This window comes from Terriglobales bacterium (assembly GCA_035561515.1).
Classification (GTDB): Bacteria; Acidobacteriota; Terriglobia; order Terriglobales; family Acidobacteriaceae; genus DATMXP01.
The window spans coordinates 151,542-172,375 of sequence record DATMXP010000044.1; the positions used below are offsets into that span (position 1 = coordinate 151,542).

The window sequence follows — 20,834 nt, forward strand, 5'->3', positions numbered from 1 at the left end:
TCCCTCCTTTACAATGAGCGTGTGTCTGAATCAGCCGCAAAAATCCGTCTTACGGAGCAGGTGAAAGCTGCGGGTTGAGCAAGCAAGCTGAGTCCGGCGGTGCTGGACACGGTGCTTGGGAAATTAGCCCGGCAACAGGATCCGAACGTGCTGGTTGGCTTCGATAAAGCCGACGACGCCGGAGTGTATCAACTCACGGCCGAGCAGGCGCTCGTCCAGACGGTGGATTTCTTCACGCCGATTGTGGACGATCCATATACGTTCGGGCAGATCGCGGCGGTGAACTCCTTGAGCGATGTGTATGCCATGGGTGGGCGTCCGCTGACGGCGCTGGCGATGGTGTGCTTTCCGGAGAAGGGCGACTTCGACGTGCTGGAACGCATCCTGGCCGGCGGCTTGTCGAAGATGGTTGAGGCTGGCTGCACCGTGGTCGGCGGACACTCGATCCGCGATCCTGAGATCAAGTTTGGATACTCGGTCACGGGAGTCATTCATCCGCAGAAAGTGCTGACGAACTCGGGTGCTCGGGCAGGCGACAAGCTGATCTTCACGAAGGCGATCGGCACCGGCGTGATTTCGACGGCCATAAAGAAGGGCCAGGCCAAGCCGGAGTGGATTGACGCGGCAACGACGTCGATGACGACGCTGAACAAGAAGGCTGCCGAAGCGGTTGTCAACAGCGGTGCCGAAGTTCACGCCATGACCGATGTGACCGGTTTCGGATTGATCGGCCATGCGCGTGAGATGGCACTTGGGTCGGGCGTGTCATTGCGGTTCTTCGGATCGAAGATCCCCTTGTTAAACGGCGCGGTGGAATGTGTGCAGGCCGGATTTATTCCGGGAGGCTTGAAGGCAAACCGTGAATTTGCGGAATGCCTGGTGAGTTACGAAGCTGGTGTGCCGGAGGAAGTCCGGACGCTGATGTACGATCCGCAGACGGCGGGAGGATTGCTGATATCGGTCGCCGGCAGTGACGCGGAGCGGTTACGCAATGCCTTGCAGGAAGCAGGCGTCAGCGCGTCGGTGATTGGGGAAGTGCTCGAATCGCAGAAGCCGGCGATCGCGATCGTAAGCTAGTTTTTTCTCGCTACCGCGACTCTCGGAATCCCCTGCAAATCGGGAACGAAGTGAACGTCGTTCCATCCGCTGAGCAGCTTCTCCACCATCGCGGATTGCGTGTAACCGATCTCGATCAGAATCCAACCATTCTTCTTCAGGACCGGTTTCGCCTGGGCAATCAGGCGCTCGACGATTTCAGCGCCGCTCTGCCCTCCGAAGACAGCCATGTGAGGCTCGAAGCGCCGCACCTGGGCCTGCACTTTATCGGCTTCGCATTCGCCGACATAAGGCGGATTCGAAACGATTATGTCGGCGAAGTCTTCGGGGAAGACTTGCAGGAGGTCGGTGACGTGAAAGCGTACGCGTTCAAGGCGAAGACGGGCGGCATTGGCGCGCGCGATTTCGAGCGCGTCAGGTGAGAGATCGACGGCATGGACCTCGGCACGCGGCAACTCGTTGGCAAGCGCCAGAGCGATGCACCCGGTGCCGGTGCCAACATCGATGATGAGTGGGTGCTCGATGTCGCGTGCGATCTCGACGGCGGTCTCAACCACGTGTTCAGTTTCCGGGCGCGGAATAAGCACGGCGGGGGAGACGATGAAATCCAGTCCCCAGAACTCCTGGTGTCCGGTGATGTATTGAGCCGGGACGCCACGCGCACGCTCAGCGATGGCTTCGTCGTACTGCTGCTGTTCGTCTTGCGAAAACTCGCGCTCCGGGTGCGCGTAGAGGTAGGCGCGGTTGCAGTTGAGCACGAACATGAGCAGTGTTTCGGCGTTCAGGCGAGGCGAGCCGACATCGTTTTGCTCGAGGATTTCGATAGCGGTGTTGAGCGCGGCTCGAAGCTGCATAAATAGGGGGCTAGCAGATAGCAGCTAGCGAGTAGGGAAAACAAATCATACAGCGTGATACAACGGCAGGTGCCGGAAATGAAGCAGGCCGCTCGAAGGCGAACGGCCTGCACCGAATTCAGTAATTATCCACGTTCGAAGGCGTGCTTCTGTTGAAGCTGCTCGAGGACGGCCTTCATATCAGCCTCAAAGGCGTCGGCGTGGCGAGCCAGTCCAGTTCCCGCGGAAGCAAGGTCTCCGTGCAGGTTCAACAGGTCCTGGGCAGCGAGTTTTTGAGCCACCTCGCGAAGGTGCTCGGGCGTGCTGCTGACGTACTGGGCATCAATGGCATCGGCCACGGTAACTTTTGTTCCCTTGCTGGTTCGGTCGGACCAGTACACCTTGCGCAGAAGCAGTTGCGCGATCTGGTCGTCGGTGGCACTGGGGAATGTCCAGCGACTCTGCTTGTGGCTCCAGTAGCGGCTATTGAAGTGCACTGGAATGAGCTTGGGCGACTTCATGAATTCGATCTGCTTGTTATCGACTTCCTTGCGCAACGCGTTGATGACGGGGGCTTCGGTGTCACGCCGCTCGAGCGAGGGCAGAACTTCTGCAACGGTGAGCGAAAGGTTTACCGCAATCAGGGCGTGAAGTCCGGACCCATCCGCCAGACGAAGGTCGGAATGAATGACGTGGAAGTCTGCGCCCGAGGAAGCGCGACGAAACGGCCATTTCAGGTCAATGAACAGAGGTAGTCCGGAAAGCGTGACGTATATCGTGCCGACAGCTTCGGCTGCTTGGGTTGTCATTTGTGTCGGTTCCCTACGAGAGTCGTGATGACCTATTGTAACCAAATCTCCCTTCGTTAAGGGTCCTCTACTCTCTTGGAAACCGCACTATCGACGACAGCCTTGTGTCAACGCTAACGAGAGTAGGACAGCAAACCGCGCTTCAGCAGCAGCCATCTAGAAGACCAGAAAGTAACTCTTCCCTGGTCAGGTGAATATACACATGCGAAACATTCGTAGAGGTGTGTGGCTGGCGACAGCTCTCTTTGTAGCCATGCTCCTGGTGTTGGTTGGTTGTGGATCCAACTCGAACTCCGGCAACAACAACACGGGAAATCCAAATCCGGGATCGTCGAACAACGGCGGCAATAACTCGGGCGGGAACAATTCGGGCGGCAACTCCGGTGGAAACAACTCCGGTGGAAACAACTCCGGCGGAAACAATTCTGGGGGTGGAACGAGCACGGCGCCGCAGTATCTGTACGCCGGTAGTCTCGATAAAGGAGTGCAGGGTTTCCGCATTGACGGCGCTTCCGGCGCACTGACGCTGCTTCCGAACAGCCCGTTTGGCGGCGCGTTAGAACCGAATTCGCTGGTCGCAGATCCGGCACAGAAGTTCCTCTATGTGGGCATCGGCCAGCAACCGGCGGTGCGCGGCAGCAACTGTTCGGATACTCCGGGCGAACTTCACTCCTTCACAATCGACACCAGCGGGCAGCTTGCGCCGCTCGAGCAGATCAAACTCGATGCGTACTGCGTGCAGGATGTGACGATGGACCCGACAGGGCAGAACCTTTACGTCTTTGCGATGAAGCAGGATGGATCGGATGCCTTGATCTACGGGTACTCAGTTGATGCAAATACCGGAAAGCTGACACAACTCAGCGATTCTCCATACACATTCACCGGCACCAATGTGGTGCGCGCAGTTATGTCCCCGGACGGGAAGTTTATCTACACCGTGATCGCCGGTAGCGTGAACGGGATCATGGTTCTGGGCCGCAGTTCCTCGGGCACGCTGAGCCAGGTTGCAGTCCATCCGTTTACGACGGACATTCCCGTGGACGATATTGGCCTGGTCGCAGGCGGCAAATACCTGGTGAGCACGCACGCACAAGATGCATCGACGGGTACGGTACGCGTGTGGTCGGTGGACCAGAATAGCGGTGATATCACGATGGTGCATAACCTGAGCGGTGACAAATTCACGGGGACGACCAACGTGCTGGCAGACCGTACGGGCCAGTGGGTGTTCCTGTCGTTGTTCGCCGGTGGCATCAACGTGTTCAAGGTGGAAGCGGACGGGAACCTGACGTTCACGTCGAACGCGCCCAACTCTACGATGACGCTGAACATGGTGATCGACACGACGAACCATTTCGTCTACGCGCGAAACAACGAGAACTCGATTGCGGGATTTTCGTTCGATCCGTCCTCGGGAAAGCTGACGCCGTTGGCGGGATCGCCGTTCGCGTCACCGAGCCAGATGTTGGGCGGAGTAGTAGTAAAGAAGTAAGAGCGTATTACCAAAAGGGGGGTGGAGCTTTCCGCCCCTTTATTTTCCTGTCTTTATTTTCCGATGAGGGCGAGCATGGCGGCCTCGTCGATAACATTCACGCCTAGCTCGCGCGCTTTGTCGAGCTTTGATCCGGCTTCCGTTCCGGCGACAACATAGTCGGTCTTCTTGCTGACCGAGCCGGAGACACGCCCGCCGGCGTCTTCAATCATCTTCTTGGCCTCGTCGCGGCTCATGTTCGGCAGCGTACCGGTGAGGACGAACGTCTTGCCGGCAAGCTGAGTGCCCCGTTCCTTCTTCTTGCCCTTGAACTGAAGCCCAGCCTTGCGCAGTCGCTCGATGAGTTCGATATTGCTGGGCTCAGCAAAGAAGTCACGAATCGACTCCGCGATCCGAGGCCCGACCTCTTCTACTTCCTGCAACTTCGCGATACTTTGCTCGGCGTCCTTCTCGGTCGCGGCTTCGATGAGGGCGTCCATGGAGCCGAAGTGCTCGGACAGAAACTGCGCCGTACGTTCGCCGACAAATCGAATTCCCAGTCCATAAATCACGCGATCGAGCGGCAGCTTCTTGGAATTCTCAATTTCTTCCAGAACATTCTGGGCAGACTTCTTCCCCATGCGCTCGAGCGTGAGCAGCTTTTCTTCGGTGAGGTCGTAGATTTCGGCGACGTTACGCACCAAGCCCCTGTCGGCGAGCTGATTCACCAGCACGTCGCCCATGCCTTCGATGTTCATCACGCCACGGGACGCCCAGTGCAGGATGCTCTCGCGCAGCTTGGCCGGACAATTGGCGTTCACGCAGCGATGATCGGCCTCGCCTTCAATGCGGACCACGTGTCCACCGCACTCAGGGCAGGTCTCGGGCATGCGGAATGTCTTCTTGCCACGCGGTTTGTCCTCGACGACCTTCACGACCTTGGGGATGACATCGCCACCGCGTTCGACTACGACCCAATCGCCGATCTTAATGCCGAGGTTCTCGATGAAATCCATGTTGTGGAGTGTGGCGCGGCTGACGGTGGTGCCGCCGATGAAGACCGGGGTTAATGCCGCCACGGGGGTCAGTTTTCCGGTGCGTCCGACCTGGATGAGAACGTCTTCGATCTGCGTGGTGCCGGCGCGGGCGGCGTATTTGTAGGCGATGGCCCATCGCGGCGCTTTGCCGGTGAAGCCTAGCTGTCGCTGCATCGCGATTGAATTGACTTTTATGACGATGCCGTCGATCTCATACGGAAGCGAATCGCGCTTCTGTTCCCAGCTGTTAATGAATTTCCAAACGTCATCGATCGACTTCAGCAGCTTCCAGTTAGGGTTCACTTTGAAGCCAGCGGCGCTGAGCGCTTCAAGATTCTTCGAGTGCTTGTCGTGGAGCGGCCGGCCGTCTACGAGGAGGAAGTAGGAGAAGAAGTCGAGGCGACGTGAGGCGGTCACGGTGGCGTCGAGCGTGCGAACAGCCCCCGCAGCAGCGTTGCGCGGATTCGCGAACTTCGAAAGGTTCTGGCGTTCGCGATCTTCGTTCATGCGAGCGAAGGCCGAGATGGGCATCAGGACTTCGCCGCGTACTTCAAACTGGTCCGGGAACTTGGCTTTCTTGTCGATGGCCAGCGGTACGGAGCGAATGGTGCGAACGTTGGAGGTGACGTCTTCGCCGATGGAGCCGTCACCACGGGTGAGCGCGCGTTGGTACTTTCCGCCAGAGTAATGCAGGGCCATCGACAGGCCGTCGAGCTTGAGCTCGCAGACGTACTCAACCTGCTTCTCGCCGCTGAGCTCGTGCACCCGCCGCTCCCAGTCGCGCAGCTCCTCTTCGTTGTAGGCATTGTCGAGGGAAAGCATCTGAGATGAGTGCGGCACCTTTACAAAGCCTTCGCGGGGCTTGCCGCCGACACGCTGCGTGGGGGAATCAGGGGTGACCAGTTCCGGATGCTTCTCTTCGAGCGCCTTGAGCTCCCGCATGAGGACGTCGTAATCCGCGTCGGAGATCTCGGGAGAGTCCAGCACGTAATAAAGATGCTCGTGGTAACGAAGCTTTTCGCGAAGGGTTTCGACCTGCTGCTCAATGGACTGGGACTTGGCGGCCATCGCAAGGATTATAGAAGGAGAAACACGGCAGCCTCATGGCACCTTCGGGTGCTACTCCCGATTGACGTAACCCCCTAAAAAACCTACACTTTTCGCACCATGCCGCATGAAAGCGTGGCCGGGCGGGTGTGTGCGTCCGGTCTTGCGGTAAGGTGCAATCTCCCCCTTCCACGAATCGAGCGGTACAACGGCTCAGGCACATGGACTCCTTTTTCGTCGGCATTGTCGTGGTTCCGGGAATTACCGCAGTGGTGCTCCTGCTGATCTTCACCTATCTCTATCAGCAGAGCCGGGAGGGGTTCTTTCGGGCCTGGCAGGCCGCCTGGGCTTCCCACACGCTGTATTACGTCGCCATCGGAGCGCTGCTCAGCCATCATGGAAACCCCGCGATTTACTTCGCGGCCAAGACGTTCCAATTCCTAACCGTCTTCCTGATTCTTCTTTCCACGCGGTTAATTGAAGGCGGGAAGTACGAGCGCAAATGGTACGACGCCGCCATTCTGGCCGGCGGTCTCGGGTTCAACCTGTACCTCTTGATCGGCCACTACAAGGAAGGCGTTTTCGAGCTCTCCGGCGACGGAACACTGGTGGAATTGGAAGTGGTGCTGGCGATCATGTTGCTGTTCGCCGGATTCAAGTTCTACCGCGCGGGGCGCCAGAGGGATTTCGTCGGATATCGGCTGGTGGCTTTTGCGGTTACATGCTGGGCAATCCTGCTCTCTTCCAAACAGTTGCATGGGCTTTTCGCTGAGAGCTGGTTCGGGAGCGCGGGACACGTGCTCGGACCCCTTCCGCAAATGCTGCTCGGCCTGGCAATGGTAATCGTGTTGTACGAACACGAGCGTCGCATGGTGCAGGAGAACACCCTGTTCTTCTCGACCCTGGATGTCGATCACTCGCACCTGGTTTCGCTTGGCGAGCTCTCCCTCAGTCTGCGCAAAATGCTGGAGCATCTGGCCGGATTGCTGGGCGTGGATCGGGCGGCGATATGCGTAGCCCCGCAGTGGAGATCATCGATTCCAACGGCGGGCTTCGGCTTCCAGCACGACTTCCTGCGTGCGCTTGATTCGCAGGGCGTCAGCGAATACCTGATCGAGATGGCGTATCGCCGTGGAGGCATCCTGACGTTCCGCAACATCGCAGGAATGTCGGAACCGCTGCCCGCGGGTCCGCAAGGGGGGTTTGAGAAATTAAGGGACCTGCTGGGCAGAAACGGCATTCGCAGCATCACCGCCATTAGCCTGCAGACGCGCGACAAGAATTTCGGCGTGGTGCTCTTCCCTCATCCGAACCGGTCGCTGTTTGGAGCCTCCAAGAACCGCCTCCTGCTCGGCCTGGCCATGCAGATCGGGATGGCACTCGAAAACCATGTCGCAATTCAGGAAACGCAGCGCCGCACCCGCGAATACGAACTGATGACGCAAATGGGCCAGGTGATCAGTTCGCATCTAGACGCGAACGAAGTCCTGCTGGCCATTCATCGCGAAATCGGTTTGCTGGTGGACACTCACACCTTTTACATCGCGTTTGAGGAAGATCAGGAACTGCGGTTCGAACTCGAGGTTATCGAAGGCGAGGTTCAGCCGAAGCGTTCACGCAAGTTGGCCAACGGCCTGAGTGAGTACGTGATCCGCACCGGGCAGCCTTTGCTCGTCAGCTCCGACATGGAACAGATGCGGCAACGAATCGGGGCAACGTTTGTTCCGGGACGTCCGGCGAAGTCTTTCTGTGGCGTGCCGATCTTTATGCAGGGCAAGTCGGTCGGCATCATGGCCGCGCTGAATTACGAGAGCGAACTCGTCTACAGCGAGCGCGACGTCGAGCTGCTGCAGACCGCCGCCGGACAGGTGGCCGTCGCCGTCGAGAACGCCCATCTGTTTGAAGAACAACAGCGGCGCGCGCGTTACCTGGCGTTCCTGAACACCGTGTCGAAGACAGCAATCTCCAGCCAGGACGCCGAACAGATGCTGGACGAGATCGTCACGGAAATTCAAAGGAACTTCCAGCTGGATCATATCGGCATCGGCGTGCTCGATTACGCAACGAAAGAGATCGAGATCAAGGCGGAGGCGGGCAGTACCGCCGTCAGTTTGGGAAAGCGCATCCCGCTAGGGATGGGCATCATGGGCAAAGTGGCCCGCTCGAACGAAATGATGCTGGTGCAGAAGATCGAAGGCCCCTCCCCCGGCATTTTGCCCGATGCCCGCTCCGTACTCTGCCTGCCGTTGAATTATGGCGAGACGCAACTCGGCGTTCTGAATATCGAGAGTCGCACGGAGCAGGCATTCAAGGATCAGGATGTCCTGATTCTGCGTACGCTTGCCGACCTGATGGCCACCGCGCTGCATAACGTATTCGTCTTCCAGAAGATGCAGCAGCAGTCGATCACGGATGGACTCACGGGCATCAAGACGCGGCGCTTCTTCCTTGAGGCCGTGCAAGGCGAATGGAAGCGCGCCTCGCGTAGCGGCCGCCCGTTTTCTGTGGTGATGGTGGACCTCGACAAGTTCAAGGAAGTGAACGACGGCATGGGGCACCTGGAAGGCGACCTCGTGCTCGCTCGTGTGGGACGCCTGCTTGAACAGAAGTGCCGCCAGTCGAACGTTGTCGCCCGCTATGGAGGAGACGAGTTCGTCATCCTGATGCCGGAAACCGGCATCGAGCAGGCGCAGATTCTTTCCGAACGTCTTCGCCTATGGATCGCAACCGACCCGATGTTGAACGAACGCCATATAAGCGGCAGCTTCGGTGTGGCGAGTTTCCCGCTGCACGGTTCCACGGTGGAAGAAGTCATGCGCGTGGCGGATGCGGGAATGTACGTATCCAAGCACGCCGGCGGAAACCGAGTCTCGACGGCCGAGGAATTCCGCGAAGGGGAGACGGTCGCGGTTCAGCGGCAGTTGATCGCCTCCTACATCGAAGGCTTCCTGCAGCGAGAAAATATGGAGCCCGAGGCGGGCGAGGAACTTGTCGCAACGCTCAAGAAGATGTGCGCCGGTTTGCAGGATGATCCTGAGCCGATGCGCGAGGCAATCGTCGTGCTCGCTCGCTCGGCAGAAGCCCGCGAAGGCCATAATGCAGGACATGCCGCGGCGGTCGCGAAATACGCCGAGATGATCGCGCGCGAACTTGGCCTGACTGCACTGGAGATTGCGGACGTCGTTTTCGCCGCCCAGGTTCACGATGTCGGCAAGCTGGTGATTCCGGAGCGGCTGCTCGGGAAACCTGGTCCGCTGACGAAAGAAGAATTCTACGTCGTGCAAATGCACTCATCGCTCTCGGCGGACATCGTGGCCTGCGTTCCAGGGGGCGAGAAAATCCAGAACATCGTGCGGCATCATCATGAACGCTTTGACGGCACCGGGTATCCGGATGGGCTGCAGGGTGACGAGATCCCGTTGGCATCGCGGATATTGAATGTCGCCGATGCTTACGCGAGCATGATCCGCGATCGCGCGTACGCGCAGGGCAAGACGGTGGCGGAAGCTGCTGCCGAATTAGAACGCAACAGCGGGGGCCAGTTCGACCCGCAGGTGGTGGGCGTCTTCCTGCATCAGTTGCGCGGAGAGCAGACGGCTCGCAAAGGGCGATAAAGGCGACCGCGGAATCCGCGAATGCTTCCTACTTCACTGGTTCGAGAAGTACCGCGACGTGGGCGATGGCCGCGTTGTCTGTCCCCATTCCTTCCGGCGTTTTCGCTTTGATGCCAACGCGATTCGGTTCGATACCAAGCAGGTCGGCGACGCTCTGTTGAAGCCGTTTTGCGACTGGGCCAATTTTGGGTGCGGCAAGAATAAGCGTTGAATCGACGTTGACGACGCGATATCCGACTTCACGGATCTGTTCGAGGGCTTTCTCCACGAAAACCCGTGAGTCGGCGCCTTTCCACTTTGGATCGCTGGGCGGAAAGAACTGACCGATATCACCTGCCGCGACCGCACCCAGCAGGGCGTCGGTGAGCGCATGCAGCAGGACATCACCGTCGGAATGCCCGGCGAGTCCCTTCTCGTGATCGAGAGAAATGCCACCGATTTTCAGCGGCACACCTTGCTTGAATTCGTGCGAATCCCAACCGTATCCGATTCTCATTAAATGCTCGTTGTCAGCGCGTCACCCGCGGCTGCTTTTACCCGGCGACGTACTTCTTCGCTTCCTGTCCGGCGTAGAACTCCGCCAGTTCGAGATCTGCCGGTGTCGTGATCTTGATGTTGCGCGCTGATCCCATGACGACGTGCACCGGTGTTCCCATGCGCTCGACCAGCGACGATTCGTCGGTTCCGGTAAAGCCGTCGCGGGTAGCCTCGTCGAATGCGCGTTGAAGGACTTCGAACCGGAAGCCCTGAGGCGTCTGTACCAGCACAATGTGCTCGCGCGGAATCGTGGCGCTCACTACTGCGCCGTCGGCAGTGCGATCCACCTGCTTGATCGTGTCAACCGCGGGCACGGCGGCGATGGCAGCCCCGTGCTTCGATGCTGCTTCAATCACATTTTCAATCGTCTCAAGGTCCACGAATGGGCGGACACCATCGTGAACGAGTACGAGATCGTCAGCTGCGGCATTCACTGCCTTTATGGCATTTGCGACGGATTCCTGGCGATGCTCGCCGCCTTCGACGATTCGAACCGGTTTGCGAAAACGCTCCTGCTCAAGACGAGGCGAGAAGTGCTCGGCTTCGGACTTGCGCAGGGCAATGATGATTTCGCTAACCTGCGGAGCGGCGGCAAATTTGCGCAGGGTATGGATGAGCACGGGAATGCCGTTGATTTCCGTAAACTGCTTGGCAGGTGCCTTGCCGATGGCGGGGCCGGCCATGCGCGTCCCGAGCCCGGCAGCGGGGATGATGACAATGACTTTCATATAGTCCCTCGGCTGGCGAGGGGTGGTTAGTATACAAGGAATCTGGGGCTGCCGCAGTTAGAACACCAGTTCCCTTGTCCTTACATGCCGCACGATCGAGAGCGTTGTGATCAGCACAATGCACGCCAGCGATGCCAGGCACAGGATGCAATACACCGCTAGAATGCGTGCTTCGACATAAGTGAGATAGATGGAAAAGCCCAGCCCCACCAGCGATCCCAAAATCAGGATGGCCGATGGCAATCGCTTCTCCCGGTTGATGCGTGAGAGCACCAGCAACAGGATGTAGCCGGCCAACCCAATGGCAGCTACGGGTACGCCCAGAAACTTCGAATAGACACTGCGGTTCACGATGTCGCAGTTGAAGGTTTCGTCGATGTCGCAGAATTCGCTGGGCGTGGTCTTGTAATGATTGACCAGCGAAACAACCGACAGTCCGATTCCAATCACTGCAAGGACGCTGATGACAACTGCCATCCGGTCGCTCACGGTAACTTGCACCCCGATTGCTTCGCTAGCTGGTCCAGTGGCACCAGACCTTCAAGACGGGTTCCGTTGCTGAATGTCCAGGTTGGCGTGTGCTTAATGCCAGCCGCTTTGCACTCTTCCGTGGGTGTGCGGCTTCCGGGCACCGCGCATTCCACGTAGTTCACATACTGAAACGACGAGCCGAATAATTCCTTTTGATCGGCACAGTGCTGGCACCAGAAGAGCCCGTACATTTTTACGTTCTTCTCGGCCAGGCACTTTGCGAACGAGTCCAGCTTGTTGTCGGCCGCCGAAACACCTCGGAACGAACCGGAAACTACCATGATGAAAGCAAGTACGAAAGCGATACGGACAATGCGAAGCATAAATATGTATTCCCGTTTGACTATTAGAACACAGCTTTCACGCAGAAGTTGAGCCTTCGAGCGTGCGTTCATCCGGTGAAAAATGATGTGATCCGGACGTGTTCGTCAACCAGAACTCCCGATTCGTCCCGCCAGGTTTGACCAGTTGCGGCGGTTTCTATCCAATGTTGTTTCTGTATAACTTCCTTCATTGAAGGTAACCATGCGCTATCTCTTAGCTTTGCTCGCCTTACTGCTCTGCTCGGTGGCCGCCGTCGCCGAGAATCCCAAAGGGATCGAGGTCGGCGACATCAACAAGTCCGCAGATCCCTGCACCGACTTCTTTGAGTACTCCAACGGCAAATGGCGCGCCGAGAATCCAATACCGCCTTCGATGGTGCGGTGGAGCCGTCGGTGGGCTTCCGGCGAACTGGCCAAAGACCAACTGCACGTGATTCTGGACGACATCTCAGCCAGGAAGGACTGGCCAAAAGGATCCGTTGAGCAACTGATCGGCGACCACTACGCCTCCTGCATGGACGAAGCCCGGGTAAACCAGTTAGGCGTAACCCCGATCAAGCCGCTGCTGGCCGAGATCGAAAAGTTGAAGAATTCCGCCGACCTCCAGCGCATGATTGTCCGCTTCCACCAGATGGACATTGCCATCCCCTTCGGCATGACCGGCGAATCGGACAATCACGCCCCTACAAACGTCATTGCGAACCTGTATGCCTCCGGGCTGGGCCTGCCCGACCGGGACTACTACGTGAAGACCGAGCCCCGCTTCAAGGAAGCGCGCGAGAAGTACCTCGCCCACGTAGAGAAGATGTTCACTCTCGCGGGCACAAAGCCGGCCGAAGCCGCCGCGAACGCCAAGACGGTGATGGCAATGGAAACGCGCCTGGCTGAGTACTCGCTCGACAACGTAGCGCTTCGCGATCCGAAGAACACCGATCACAAGACGACCTTCGCCGAACTGAAAACGATGGTCCCTTCGTTCGACTGGACCGCATATTTCAAGAATGCGAACGTCGCCCCCGGCGACCTGAACATCTACGAGCCAAAGTTCATGGCTGAGTTCAACCGGCAGCTTACGGAGACAACGCTCGCTGACTGGAAGATCTATCTGAAGTGGCACCTGCTGAATTCTGCCGCACCTTCACTCTCGAAGGAATTCGTGGATGAGGACTTTGCCTTCAATCGTGCCTACCTTGCCGGTGCTCGCGAGATGAAGCCGCGCTGGAAGCGGTGCGTGGAATCGACCGACGAACTGCTCGGCGAAGCACTTGGGCAGAAGTATGTCGAGAAGCACTTTCCTCCCGCCGCCAAGGCTCGCATGCAGGAACTGGTGAAGAACCTGCTCTGGGCCATGGGCGACACCATCAAAGGGCTGACGTGGATGAGCGCCGACACGAAGAAAAAAGCGCTGGAGAAGCTTTCCACTTTCAATCCCAAGATCGGGTATCCGGACAAATGGAAGGACTACAGCAGCGTGACCGTGGCACGGAACGACTTCTGGTCAAACGTCGTGGCGGGCGAACAGTTCAATGTCAACGACAACTGGTCGACCATCGGCAAACCAGTGGACCGCGGCCGTTGGGGCATGACGCCTCCCACGTCAAACGCTTACTACAATCCGCTGCTGAACGAGATTGTCTTCCCCGCAGGAATTTTGCAGCCGCCGTCGTTCAGTATGGATGTGATAGATGCCGTGAACTACGGCGCGATTGGAGTGGTGATCGGACACGAAATCAGCCACGGCTTTGACGACATGGGCGCGCAGTATGCGGCCGATGGACGCCTGTTGAACTGGTGGACCGACGCCGACTACCAGCAGTTCCAGCAACGTGGCGCCTGCATCGTGAACCAGTTTGAGGGATATTTCATCGAGCCCGGAATCCACCACAACGGAAAACTGGTGCTGGGCGAAAGTATCGGCGACCTTGCCGGGGCAAAGATCGCTTACAAGGCATTTAAGCATTCACTCGAAGGAAAGCCGCCTGCACCCACGGTCGATGGATTCACGCCCGATCAGCAGTTTTTCATTGCCTGGGGCCAGTTCCGCGGCGATGCCATTCGTCCGGAAACGCAAAGGCTCATGGTGCAGAGCGATCCGCATCCGACCGGGAAGTATCGCGTGATTGGGCCCCTGTCGAACATGCTGGAGTTCCAACAGGCATTTTCCTGCAAGCCGGATTCGCCGATGGTACGACCGGAAAACCTGCGCTGCGAAGTCTGGTAAAACACGTGGTAAGGACGGGCCCTGTCAGGCGACGCGGCCCGTCTTCCGCGATTCGTATTCCTGCCGGATTGCGTCATACCTTTTGGCGAGGGCGGCAAGTTCTTCATCCGACAACTTCTCAATGTTGATCATGTCGTTGTGTGCCGACTTGACGCTGCGGATCAGTTCGTCGAGTTTCAGGTGTAGCGCGCGAGCATCGCGGTTCTGGGTGTTCTGAATCAGGAAGACCATCAGGAAAGTGATAATCGTCGTTCCCGTGTTGATGACCAGTTGCCAGGTGTCCGAATAGTGGTAATGAGGACCTGAAATTGCCCAAACGACCACCACCGTAACGGCCAAAACAAACGCCCAGGGTGTCCCTACCCATGCAGCAACGTGTGCCGCCGCTCTCCCAAAAGCCGCACAGAACTGCGCCCAGGCTCCCGGATTCGATTCCATAACCAGTTCCCCTTAATCCCTTCTGAAATTGGATGCACGCTTCGCACCTGCGTTTGTGCAGCCCCGGGATGGCCCACTTTTCAAGTCGTTCCGCATGATTTCTAATGCTCGACTATGGCGAAGCGGATTGATTTCAATTTCGACAATACGTTGGCATCGCGCGTTGGAGCCGAAGGCCTGACCGCGAATGATCTGGATTATTCCTCTTCGAAAGACGTGGTCAACGCCTTTCGTGCACGCGTGGATTCCGGCGAAATTGGCTTCCCCAACCTGCCGGACGATAAGCGTGTCATCGGCGCGATCAATGAATTTGCGCAGTCGATGCGCAAGGACATCGACGACGTTTTGCTCGTCGGCATCGGCGGATCGGCGCTTGGACCGTATGCGCTCGACGTGGCTATCCGCGGACCGCATCCGGTACAGCTCGATGTAAGCGGCAAGGCGGCGGGAAAGAAGATCGTCACGCGCCCACGTCTGGTTGTGCTCGATAACGTGGATCCCGGTCTCATCGACGCCGCGCTCTCCAGTTTGAATCCAAAGCGCACGGCTGTTTGCGTGATTACGAAGTCCGGCTCGACGGCGGAATCCTTGGCGCAGTTGCTCATTGTCCGCGAGTGGATGACCAAGTCGCTCGGCAAGAAGGCGCGCAGCCGCATCATCGCTGTCACAGATCCGCAGAAGGGCGAGCTGCTCAAGATTGCGCAGGAGGAGAAGTATCCGCTGTTCTTCGTGCCGGCGAATATCGGTGGACGCTTCAGCGTGTTCTCGCCCGTGGGACTCGTTCCGGCTGCGCTCATCGGACTCGACATCAACGCCCTCATGAAGGGTGCCCGCGATGCCAACGCTCTCTGCTGGAAAACGAATGCGAACGACAACCCAGCATTGCAGTCGGCGTATGTGCATTACGCGCTCGATACCAAACGGCAGAAGAAGATCGAAGTCGTGTTCGCATACTCCTCTTACCTGTGGGCGTCGGCGTTCTGGTACCGCCAACTCTGGGCAGAGAGCCTGGGCAAGAAGGTCAACCGCAAGGGCGAGGTCGTTCACACCGGGCAAACACCCGTAGCAGCGCTGGGCGTCACCGACCAGCACTCGCAGGTTCAGCTTTATGCCGAAGGCCCGAAGGACAAGATGATCACCTTCTGGGGCGTGGATAAGTATCGCAAGGACGTGAAGATTCCCAAGGACCTGAAGCAGTACGACTCCACCGGATACCTGGGCGGGAAGATGATGTCTTCGCTGTTCACGGCGGAGCGCCGCGCTACCGAGGCTGCACTCACCGAGGCTGGCCAGCCGAACTGTCGCTGGATGCTGCCCCAGGTCGATGAATACAACATTGGCGCGTTTTTCCAGATGCTGGAGTTTCAGACCGCGTTTTGTGGCGAGCTGTACGGTATCGACGCCTTCGACCAGCCGGGCGTAGAGCTGGGCAAGAAGCTCACCTACGGTCTGATGGGCCGGAAGGGCTACGAAGATTTCGCCAAGATGTTGAAGTAAAGGCCCGGTAAGAGCGGGCAAAAGACTGGTCATTGTCGTGCTACGTTCCTTTTTTGAGACCTACTTCGCTTTTTATTCGCCCCACGATTGTGGAAATGATATAGTCCTGCTTCGATACAATCGGAGAATATAGTTCTCCCGCCTTATTCGTGCTTTTCCGCGATGACCGCGGCGGACTTACCCCTAGGAGCATTCTTCATGGCTGATGTGGCGACCGAACGGAACCGGGCTCTGGACCTGGCCCTCTCCCAGATTGAAAAGCAGTTCGGCAAAGGGTCCATCATGCGTTTGGGGACGAAGGAAGCGATCGTCCCGATCTCAGTAATTTCCACCGGCGCCATTTCCTTCGACGCTGCACTCGGCGTGGGCGGCGTGCCGCGCGGACGCGTTGTCGAAATCTTCGGCCCTGAATCTTCCGGCAAAACCACGATCGCGCTGCAGGTGATCGCGGAAGCGCAAAAAGCGGGTGGTATGGCCGCCTTCGTGGACGCCGAACACGCGCTCGATCCCATCTATGCCAAGAAGCTTGGCGTGGACGTCGACAACCTTTTGGTATCGCAGCCCGACTACGGCGAGCAGGCGCTGGAAATCACGGAAGCACTTGTGCGCTCCGGCGCGATTGACGTTCTGGTCGTGGACTCGGTGGCAGCGTTGGTGCCTAAGGCCGAACTCGACGGCGAGATGGGCGACAGCCACGTCGGACTTCAAGCTCGCCTTATGTCGCAGGCGTTACGCAAGCTGACCGGCACGGTTTCCAAGTCGCGTACGTGCCTGATCTTCATCAACCAGATCCGCGAGAAGATCGGCGTCATGTTCGGCAATCCGGAAACCACGACTGGCGGACGCGCGCTGAAGTTCTACTCGTCTGTCCGTATCGATATCCGCCGCATCGCTGCTATTAAGGAAGGCGATCAGGTGATCGGTTCACGCACGAAGGTGAAGGTGGTAAAGAACAAGACTGCCGCGCCTTTCCGCGAAGCCGAGTTCGACATCCTTTACGGCGAAGGCATCTCGCGCGAAGGCGATCTGCTCGATCTGGCGGTGAACAACAACATTGTCGAGAAGTCTGGCTCGTGGTTCAGCTACAAAACCGAGCGTATCGGACAAGGGCGTGAAAACGCCCGCCAGTTCCTGAAAGAGAACCGCGATATCTTTACGAAGATCGAAAACGAAGTGAAGAAGACGCTGGGCATCGGCAAGCCGGAGCCTTCACCCGCGCCTCCGAGCGCACCGGAAGTAGAGCGCGCGAAAACGGTGGCGGGAAAGAAGTAAGAACCGATCGCTGTTACGGATGTCTATTGCCGGTAGCTGCCAAGGCGAAACGGCAATAGACATTTTCTTTTGCGGCGAGAGACGTGAGGTATCGAATGCTCGACAACCGCTCCATTCCTCGCTGCACCGTGATTCCCGAATTAGCCTACGACAATGTCGGAGAGGCAGCAGATTGGTTGTGCGATGTATTCGGGTTCACCGTTCGTGTTCGCATCGCCGATCACCGGATTCAGTTAAATGTCAGGGACGGAGCGATGGTTGTGATTGAACGCCGCCCGGACGACAAAGGATGCTCATCGGTAATGGTGCGTATCGGCGATGTGTACGGCCATCACGAGCACGCAAAAGCAAAAGGCGCGCATATTCTTCGTGCACCCGCCGACTATCCCTACGGTGAGCGTCAATACACCGTTCAGGACGTCGGTGGCCACTGCTGGACGTTTTCACAGTCGATTGCGGACGTCGCACCGGAAGAGTGGGGCGGAACTTCGGGACAGCTTTAAACTGCTTACAAAAGAACAGCCCGGCGCGCGAAATGCCGGGCTTCATCTCTGCGATGAACTACTTTCCTGCCGAATACCTTGCAGCCGCCGGTTGCGTGACCGTAGGTTGCGGAGCCTGCGGCGGCGTAGCCTCGGGTGTCGCGCCGTTTCCTGAATGACGAATCACATTGGTCGCCATCGCCACGAACGATGCGATGTCGCTCGCAACTCGCTGCGGAGCGTGGTCTGCGCAAGCTGCGTGATAGCAAACGTGTAATTCTGGATGCCGTATGACGCGCGCATGGGATCGAGCACCTTCATGTAGAGAATGCCATCCACCGCAACCTGCACGTTGTCGCGGGTGATACAAACCTGCTCGGGAATGTCGAGAGCCGTTTCCTTTAGCGAGTGCCGGTAACGGATCACGTCCAGGAACGGGGCAAGAATGTGAAATCCGGCGCCGAGGACGTTATGGAATTTCCCAAGACGCTCGACGACATACGCGTTCTGTTGCGGAACAACGACGGCCGTCTTCGCCAGAATGACGATCACAATGATTGCAATAACAACTGCTGCGATAACTGCGCCGGAAAACATCATTACCTCCACTTTGCTATTGTGCTGCGACGTGCAGGACCAATCCGTTTACTTTGCGAACTACGCAACGCTGGCCCGAGGCAAGGGCCATTTCGCCATCGTTATGCGCCTGCCACGGCGCACCGCGCATTTCCACCTTCCCCGTAGCCCCGGATGCGATTGCCTCGAGCGCTACGGCGCGTTCACCCACCAGGCTGTCGTAGTCTTCCGCCGGATTTGTATCAGGACGTATCCCGAGGCGGTCGAGAACGGGCCTTCTCGATGCGAGCAGAACGATCTCCAGGACGGAGAACACGAGCAGTTGCGCCCAGAGCGGCAGGTGGATTCCGAAGAGAAGCGCAAATCCAACGATCAGGGCAGCTAAGCCGGAGAAGAGCAGATAGAACCCGCCACCCATCAATTCGAGGAGGCTCAGCACGCAGCCGATGACGATCCACACCCACCACGTCATTGAAAGTTCCTCATATGTTTTGACTGAATTGCGGCGAGAGAATAGCACAAACCGCTGGTTAATTCGGTGTTTTCACGCGCGATTTCGGAAATGCGATAACCGGATTTCCCAAAACAGGAGAGGCATATTACGAAGACGCTATTCTCCTGCCCTATGCGGCCGTCGTATAGCGGCGCTCGACCGCCTCTTTCACTCGCTCGCGACTTTCAGCGGGAGCGTCGCCACTCTGCTCGATCTGGTGGATTTCGTCCGCGAGCTCATCGTCTTTGATGATCGTGCGGATCCAATTTGAGTACTCATTCCGATCCAGGTGAAACATCCACGTGTCGTCGTCAACGCCTGTGGCGATCTGGATGAAGATGTTCAGATTCTGAGCGCGAAGATTTAGCTTGCCGTTCGGGCCGCGGAAATAGAACGACCGGTCTTCCGGCAGATCGCCTTCGGCGTACTTCCGCGTGTGGCGGCGCCGGTCGAAGCTACTGCGAGCGGCCTTGACGAGCCTGACGTGGTCGGGAGCCGAGCGCAGCCAGACCGCTGCCTGATCCGGAGAAAGATCGTCGACCGGCACATCGACTGGCGGCGTGATGCCCAACTTCTCCGCGAACCCGGAGAGTGTCTCGCGTACCCCTTTGCCGATCATGATCAGCGTGTCGATGGATTGCAATGCCGCCGGAGCAACGAACGTGGGATGTACGGTGATGAGCAACATGCCACCGATCTGTTGCGGGAGCATGGCCGGCGCCGGCACCCACGACGACGGTAGCAGATGATGCGCCTCGTCTACGACGATCCAGTGCGGACGGCCGCTGTGAGCACGCAGTTCCAAGAGGCGGGGGAGCAGCCCTGCGAAAAACAGGGGCCGGTCCGCCAGCGGAATCGCCAGCAGGTTGATGACTACGTTGCGGGAAGGGATCTCCAGGGCTTTCTCGATCTCCACAAGGTTGGGCGCGTCGGATGGAGTGCCGATCATGATCGCGCCGGGTAGCCCGTCGTAATCTCCTTCGGGATCGATGAGACAAAACTGGTAGTTCTGCTCGGTCATCTGCTCGATGAGTGCGCTGGTGATCGTCGACTTGCCACTTCCCGAAGGGCCTGTAACCAGCAAAGATCCGCGGGACTGCGGGACGTAAATTTCCTCCCCCTCGTTGATGTCCTCTCCGATTCGAATCCGATTGCGGGTCAAGCTCTCGTCAAAGGAACAGAGGTCGTCCTCGACTATTTTTTGAATGAGCTGTTCGACCCCAGTTCCGCGAGCGCCCTCGGTAACCCAATCCGCGCGTTGTTTCAGCAATGGAACGGCATTCGCGACGGCGACGCCAAATTCGCAGGTGCTCAGTAGTGCGTGATCGTTTTCTGCGTCCCCGACGGCGACAACATTGTGCGCAGCAAGGCGCAGTTCCTCCAGTGCCTTCAGCAGGCCAGTGGCTTTGTTGACGCCAGTGGGCAACACCATGGCCGCGCCCTTGTTGAAGATCACCTGCAGTTCAAGCCCGGTCTCCTGGATCGCCCGCAACACCTGGTCAGCATATTCGGTGCTGGTGGCGACAATGTTCCTGCCGACGCTGAACTGCACGCCACGTTTCGCGAGGCATTTCGTGAACTCCTCCGAGGGAGGTTCCGACAGCACTGTCTCTGACTGCGTGTGCGGATTGAACAGCAACGCCCCATTCTCCGCCACTACCAGGTCGAACAGATCAAGCCGGTCGAACACGCGTTTTAAATCCGGGAGCTCGCGTCCGGTCACGAGCAGCAGTCGCCGTCCTGTTTTACGCAGAGTTTCGAGAGCTTGAATCGTGCTGGAACTAACGCGGCCATCGGCGGCAAGGGTGCCGTCGTAGTCGGTGGCAAGGGCGAGATAACGCATGGGTGCTTAGATGCAACAACGGA

Annotated in this window: 18 protein-coding genes; 7 read left to right on the forward strand and 11 right to left on the reverse strand. The window is 58.1% G+C overall.

Annotated features, from left to right (window positions below; translation table 11 throughout):
- The first annotated feature begins 21 nt into the window (after positions 1-21).
- A complete protein-coding gene (selD, locus tag VN577_20280; GenBank protein ID HWR17179.1) occupies positions 22-1,077 on the forward strand; it encodes a selenide, water dikinase SelD in 1,056 nt (351 codons plus the stop codon).
- On the opposite strand, the gene prmC is transcribed toward selD, so the two are convergent.
- Together prmC and VN577_20290 are read right to left on the reverse strand one after the other, a co-directional pair.
- On the reverse strand, positions 1,074-1,910 hold the full coding sequence (gene prmC / locus VN577_20285) for a peptide chain release factor N(5)-glutamine methyltransferase (GenBank protein HWR17180.1): 837 nt from the start codon (positions 1,908-1,910) through the stop codon (positions 1,074-1,076). The two genes, selD and prmC, sit on opposite strands and share 4 nt — an antisense overlap.
- A 125-nt stretch (positions 1,911-2,035) precedes the next feature.
- Positions 2,036-2,698: a hypothetical protein gene (locus VN577_20290; GenBank protein HWR17181.1), complete on the reverse strand. Its 663-nt coding sequence runs from the start codon at positions 2,696-2,698 to the stop codon at positions 2,036-2,038.
- A 202-nt stretch (positions 2,699-2,900) separates the two neighbouring features.
- Between VN577_20290 and VN577_20295 the strand changes: the two genes are divergently transcribed.
- Complete coding sequence (locus VN577_20295) at positions 2,901-4,193, forward strand: beta-propeller fold lactonase family protein (GenBank protein HWR17182.1); 1,293 nt, start codon at positions 2,901-2,903, stop codon at positions 4,191-4,193.
- Between the two features lie 53 nt (positions 4,194-4,246).
- On the opposite strand, the gene ligA is transcribed toward VN577_20295, so the two are convergent.
- Positions 4,247-6,277, reverse strand: a complete 2,031-nt coding sequence (gene ligA, locus VN577_20300) for an NAD-dependent DNA ligase LigA (GenBank protein ID HWR17183.1) — start codon at positions 6,275-6,277, stop codon at positions 4,247-4,249.
- Positions 6,278-6,477: 200 nt separating this feature from the next.
- Here ligA and VN577_20305 point away from each other — a divergent pair, with 200 nt between their 5' ends.
- The gene (locus VN577_20305; GenBank protein HWR17184.1) at positions 6,478-9,870 is read left to right on the forward strand and encodes a diguanylate cyclase; all 3,393 of its coding nucleotides are present in this window, start codon (positions 6,478-6,480) and stop codon (positions 9,868-9,870) included.
- Between the two features lie 28 nt (positions 9,871-9,898).
- Here the strand turns inward: VN577_20305 and ispF are convergent, their stop codons facing one another.
- Genes ispF through VN577_20325 form a run of 4 tightly spaced genes read right to left on the reverse strand, consistent with a single transcriptional unit; the run spans position 9,899 to position 11,989 of the window.
- The gene (gene ispF, locus VN577_20310; protein HWR17185.1) at positions 9,899-10,366 is read right to left on the reverse strand and encodes a 2-C-methyl-D-erythritol 2,4-cyclodiphosphate synthase; all 468 of its coding nucleotides are present in this window, start codon (positions 10,364-10,366) and stop codon (positions 9,899-9,901) included.
- A gap of 37 nt (positions 10,367-10,403) precedes the next feature.
- Positions 10,404-11,135 carry a 2-C-methyl-D-erythritol 4-phosphate cytidylyltransferase gene (gene ispD / locus VN577_20315; GenBank protein HWR17186.1) on the reverse strand — a complete coding sequence of 244 codons (732 nt, stop codon included), beginning with the start codon at positions 11,133-11,135 and terminating at the stop codon, positions 10,404-10,406.
- 57 nt (positions 11,136-11,192) lie between these two features.
- On the reverse strand, positions 11,193-11,612 hold the full coding sequence (locus tag VN577_20320; protein HWR17187.1) for a vitamin K epoxide reductase family protein: 420 nt from the start codon (positions 11,610-11,612) through the stop codon (positions 11,193-11,195).
- Positions 11,613-11,620: 8 nt separating this feature from the next.
- Positions 11,621-11,989, reverse strand: coding sequence for a hypothetical protein (locus VN577_20325; protein HWR17188.1), 369 nt, complete (start codon positions 11,987-11,989; stop codon positions 11,621-11,623).
- A 202-nt stretch (positions 11,990-12,191) separates the two neighbouring features.
- On the opposite strand from VN577_20325, the gene VN577_20330 reads away from it, so the two are divergent.
- Positions 12,192-14,210 carry a M13 family metallopeptidase gene (locus VN577_20330; protein HWR17189.1) on the forward strand — a complete coding sequence of 673 codons (2,019 nt, stop codon included), beginning with the start codon at positions 12,192-12,194 and terminating at the stop codon, positions 14,208-14,210.
- A gap of 24 nt (positions 14,211-14,234) precedes the next feature.
- Here VN577_20330 and VN577_20335 read toward each other — a convergent pair whose 3' ends face one another.
- Complete coding sequence (locus VN577_20335; GenBank protein ID HWR17190.1) at positions 14,235-14,648, reverse strand: low affinity iron permease family protein; 414 nt, start codon at positions 14,646-14,648, stop codon at positions 14,235-14,237.
- Positions 14,649-14,762: 114 nt separating this feature from the next.
- Here VN577_20335 and VN577_20340 point away from each other — a divergent pair, with 114 nt between their 5' ends.
- The 3 genes from VN577_20340 (at position 14,763) to VN577_20350 (ending at position 17,920) form a co-directional block, all read left to right on the forward strand.
- Positions 14,763-16,145 (forward strand): glucose-6-phosphate isomerase, encoded by a 1,383-nt coding sequence (locus tag VN577_20340; GenBank protein HWR17191.1) that lies wholly within the window; start codon positions 14,763-14,765, stop codon positions 16,143-16,145.
- 198 nt (positions 16,146-16,343) lie between these two features.
- Positions 16,344-17,417, forward strand: coding sequence for a recombinase RecA (gene recA / locus VN577_20345; protein HWR17192.1), 1,074 nt, complete (start codon positions 16,344-16,346; stop codon positions 17,415-17,417).
- Between the two features lie 95 nt (positions 17,418-17,512).
- Positions 17,513-17,920, forward strand: a complete 408-nt coding sequence (locus tag VN577_20350; protein HWR17193.1) for a VOC family protein — start codon at positions 17,513-17,515, stop codon at positions 17,918-17,920.
- Between the two features lie 162 nt (positions 17,921-18,082).
- On the opposite strand, the gene VN577_20355 is transcribed toward VN577_20350, so the two are convergent.
- The 3 genes from VN577_20355 to VN577_20365 form a co-directional block, all read right to left on the reverse strand.
- Positions 18,083-18,499: a paraslipin gene (locus VN577_20355; GenBank protein ID HWR17194.1), complete on the reverse strand. Its 417-nt coding sequence runs from the start codon at positions 18,497-18,499 to the stop codon at positions 18,083-18,085.
- Between the two features lie 13 nt (positions 18,500-18,512).
- Entirely contained in the window at positions 18,513-18,947 is a 435-nt protein-coding gene (locus tag VN577_20360; GenBank protein HWR17195.1) for an NfeD family protein, read from the reverse strand.
- Between the two features lie 151 nt (positions 18,948-19,098).
- Positions 19,099-20,811 (reverse strand): HAD-IIB family hydrolase, encoded by a 1,713-nt coding sequence (locus VN577_20365; GenBank protein ID HWR17196.1) that lies wholly within the window; start codon positions 20,809-20,811, stop codon positions 19,099-19,101.
- Positions 20,812-20,834: the final 23 nt, after the last annotated feature.

What these genes read in the sequence shown, in the direction of transcription:
- recA (HWR17192.1), top strand. Translation starts at nt 16,344, where the DNA reads ATGGCTGATGTGGCGACCGAACGGAACCGGGCTCTGGACCTGGCCCTC.
- VN577_20365 (HWR17196.1), bottom strand. Translation starts at nt 20,811, where the DNA reads ATGCGTTATCTCGCCCTTGCCACCGACTACGACGGCACCCTTGCCGCC.
- VN577_20290 (HWR17181.1), bottom strand. Translation starts at nt 2,698, where the DNA reads ATGACAACCCAAGCAGCCGAAGCTGTCGGCACGATATACGTCACGCTT.
- VN577_20340 (HWR17191.1), top strand. Translation starts at nt 14,763, where the DNA reads ATGGCGAAGCGGATTGATTTCAATTTCGACAATACGTTGGCATCGCGC.
- VN577_20355 (HWR17194.1), bottom strand. Translation starts at nt 18,499, where the DNA reads ATGATGTTTTCCGGCGCAGTTATCGCAGCAGTTGTTATTGCAATCATT.
- VN577_20330 (HWR17189.1), top strand. Translation starts at nt 12,192, where the DNA reads ATGCGCTATCTCTTAGCTTTGCTCGCCTTACTGCTCTGCTCGGTGGCC.
- VN577_20360 (HWR17195.1), bottom strand. Translation starts at nt 18,947, where the DNA reads ATGACGTGGTGGGTGTGGATCGTCATCGGCTGCGTGCTGAGCCTCCTC.
- ispF (HWR17185.1), bottom strand. Translation starts at nt 10,366, where the DNA reads ATGAGAATCGGATACGGTTGGGATTCGCACGAATTCAAGCAAGGTGTG.
- VN577_20350 (HWR17193.1), top strand. Translation starts at nt 17,513, where the DNA reads ATGCTCGACAACCGCTCCATTCCTCGCTGCACCGTGATTCCCGAATTA.
- prmC (HWR17180.1), bottom strand. Translation starts at nt 1,910, where the DNA reads ATGCAGCTTCGAGCCGCGCTCAACACCGCTATCGAAATCCTCGAGCAA.
- VN577_20325 (HWR17188.1), bottom strand. Translation starts at nt 11,989, where the DNA reads ATGCTTCGCATTGTCCGTATCGCTTTCGTACTTGCTTTCATCATGGTA.
- VN577_20305 (HWR17184.1), top strand. Translation starts at nt 6,478, where the DNA reads ATGGACTCCTTTTTCGTCGGCATTGTCGTGGTTCCGGGAATTACCGCA.
- VN577_20295 (HWR17182.1), top strand. Translation starts at nt 2,901, where the DNA reads ATGCGAAACATTCGTAGAGGTGTGTGGCTGGCGACAGCTCTCTTTGTA.
- ligA (HWR17183.1), bottom strand. Translation starts at nt 6,277, where the DNA reads ATGGCCGCCAAGTCCCAGTCCATTGAGCAGCAGGTCGAAACCCTTCGC.
- VN577_20320 (HWR17187.1), bottom strand. Translation starts at nt 11,612, where the DNA reads ATGGCAGTTGTCATCAGCGTCCTTGCAGTGATTGGAATCGGACTGTCG.
- VN577_20335 (HWR17190.1), bottom strand. Translation starts at nt 14,648, where the DNA reads ATGGAATCGAATCCGGGAGCCTGGGCGCAGTTCTGTGCGGCTTTTGGG.
- ispD (HWR17186.1), bottom strand. Translation starts at nt 11,135, where the DNA reads ATGAAAGTCATTGTCATCATCCCCGCTGCCGGGCTCGGGACGCGCATG.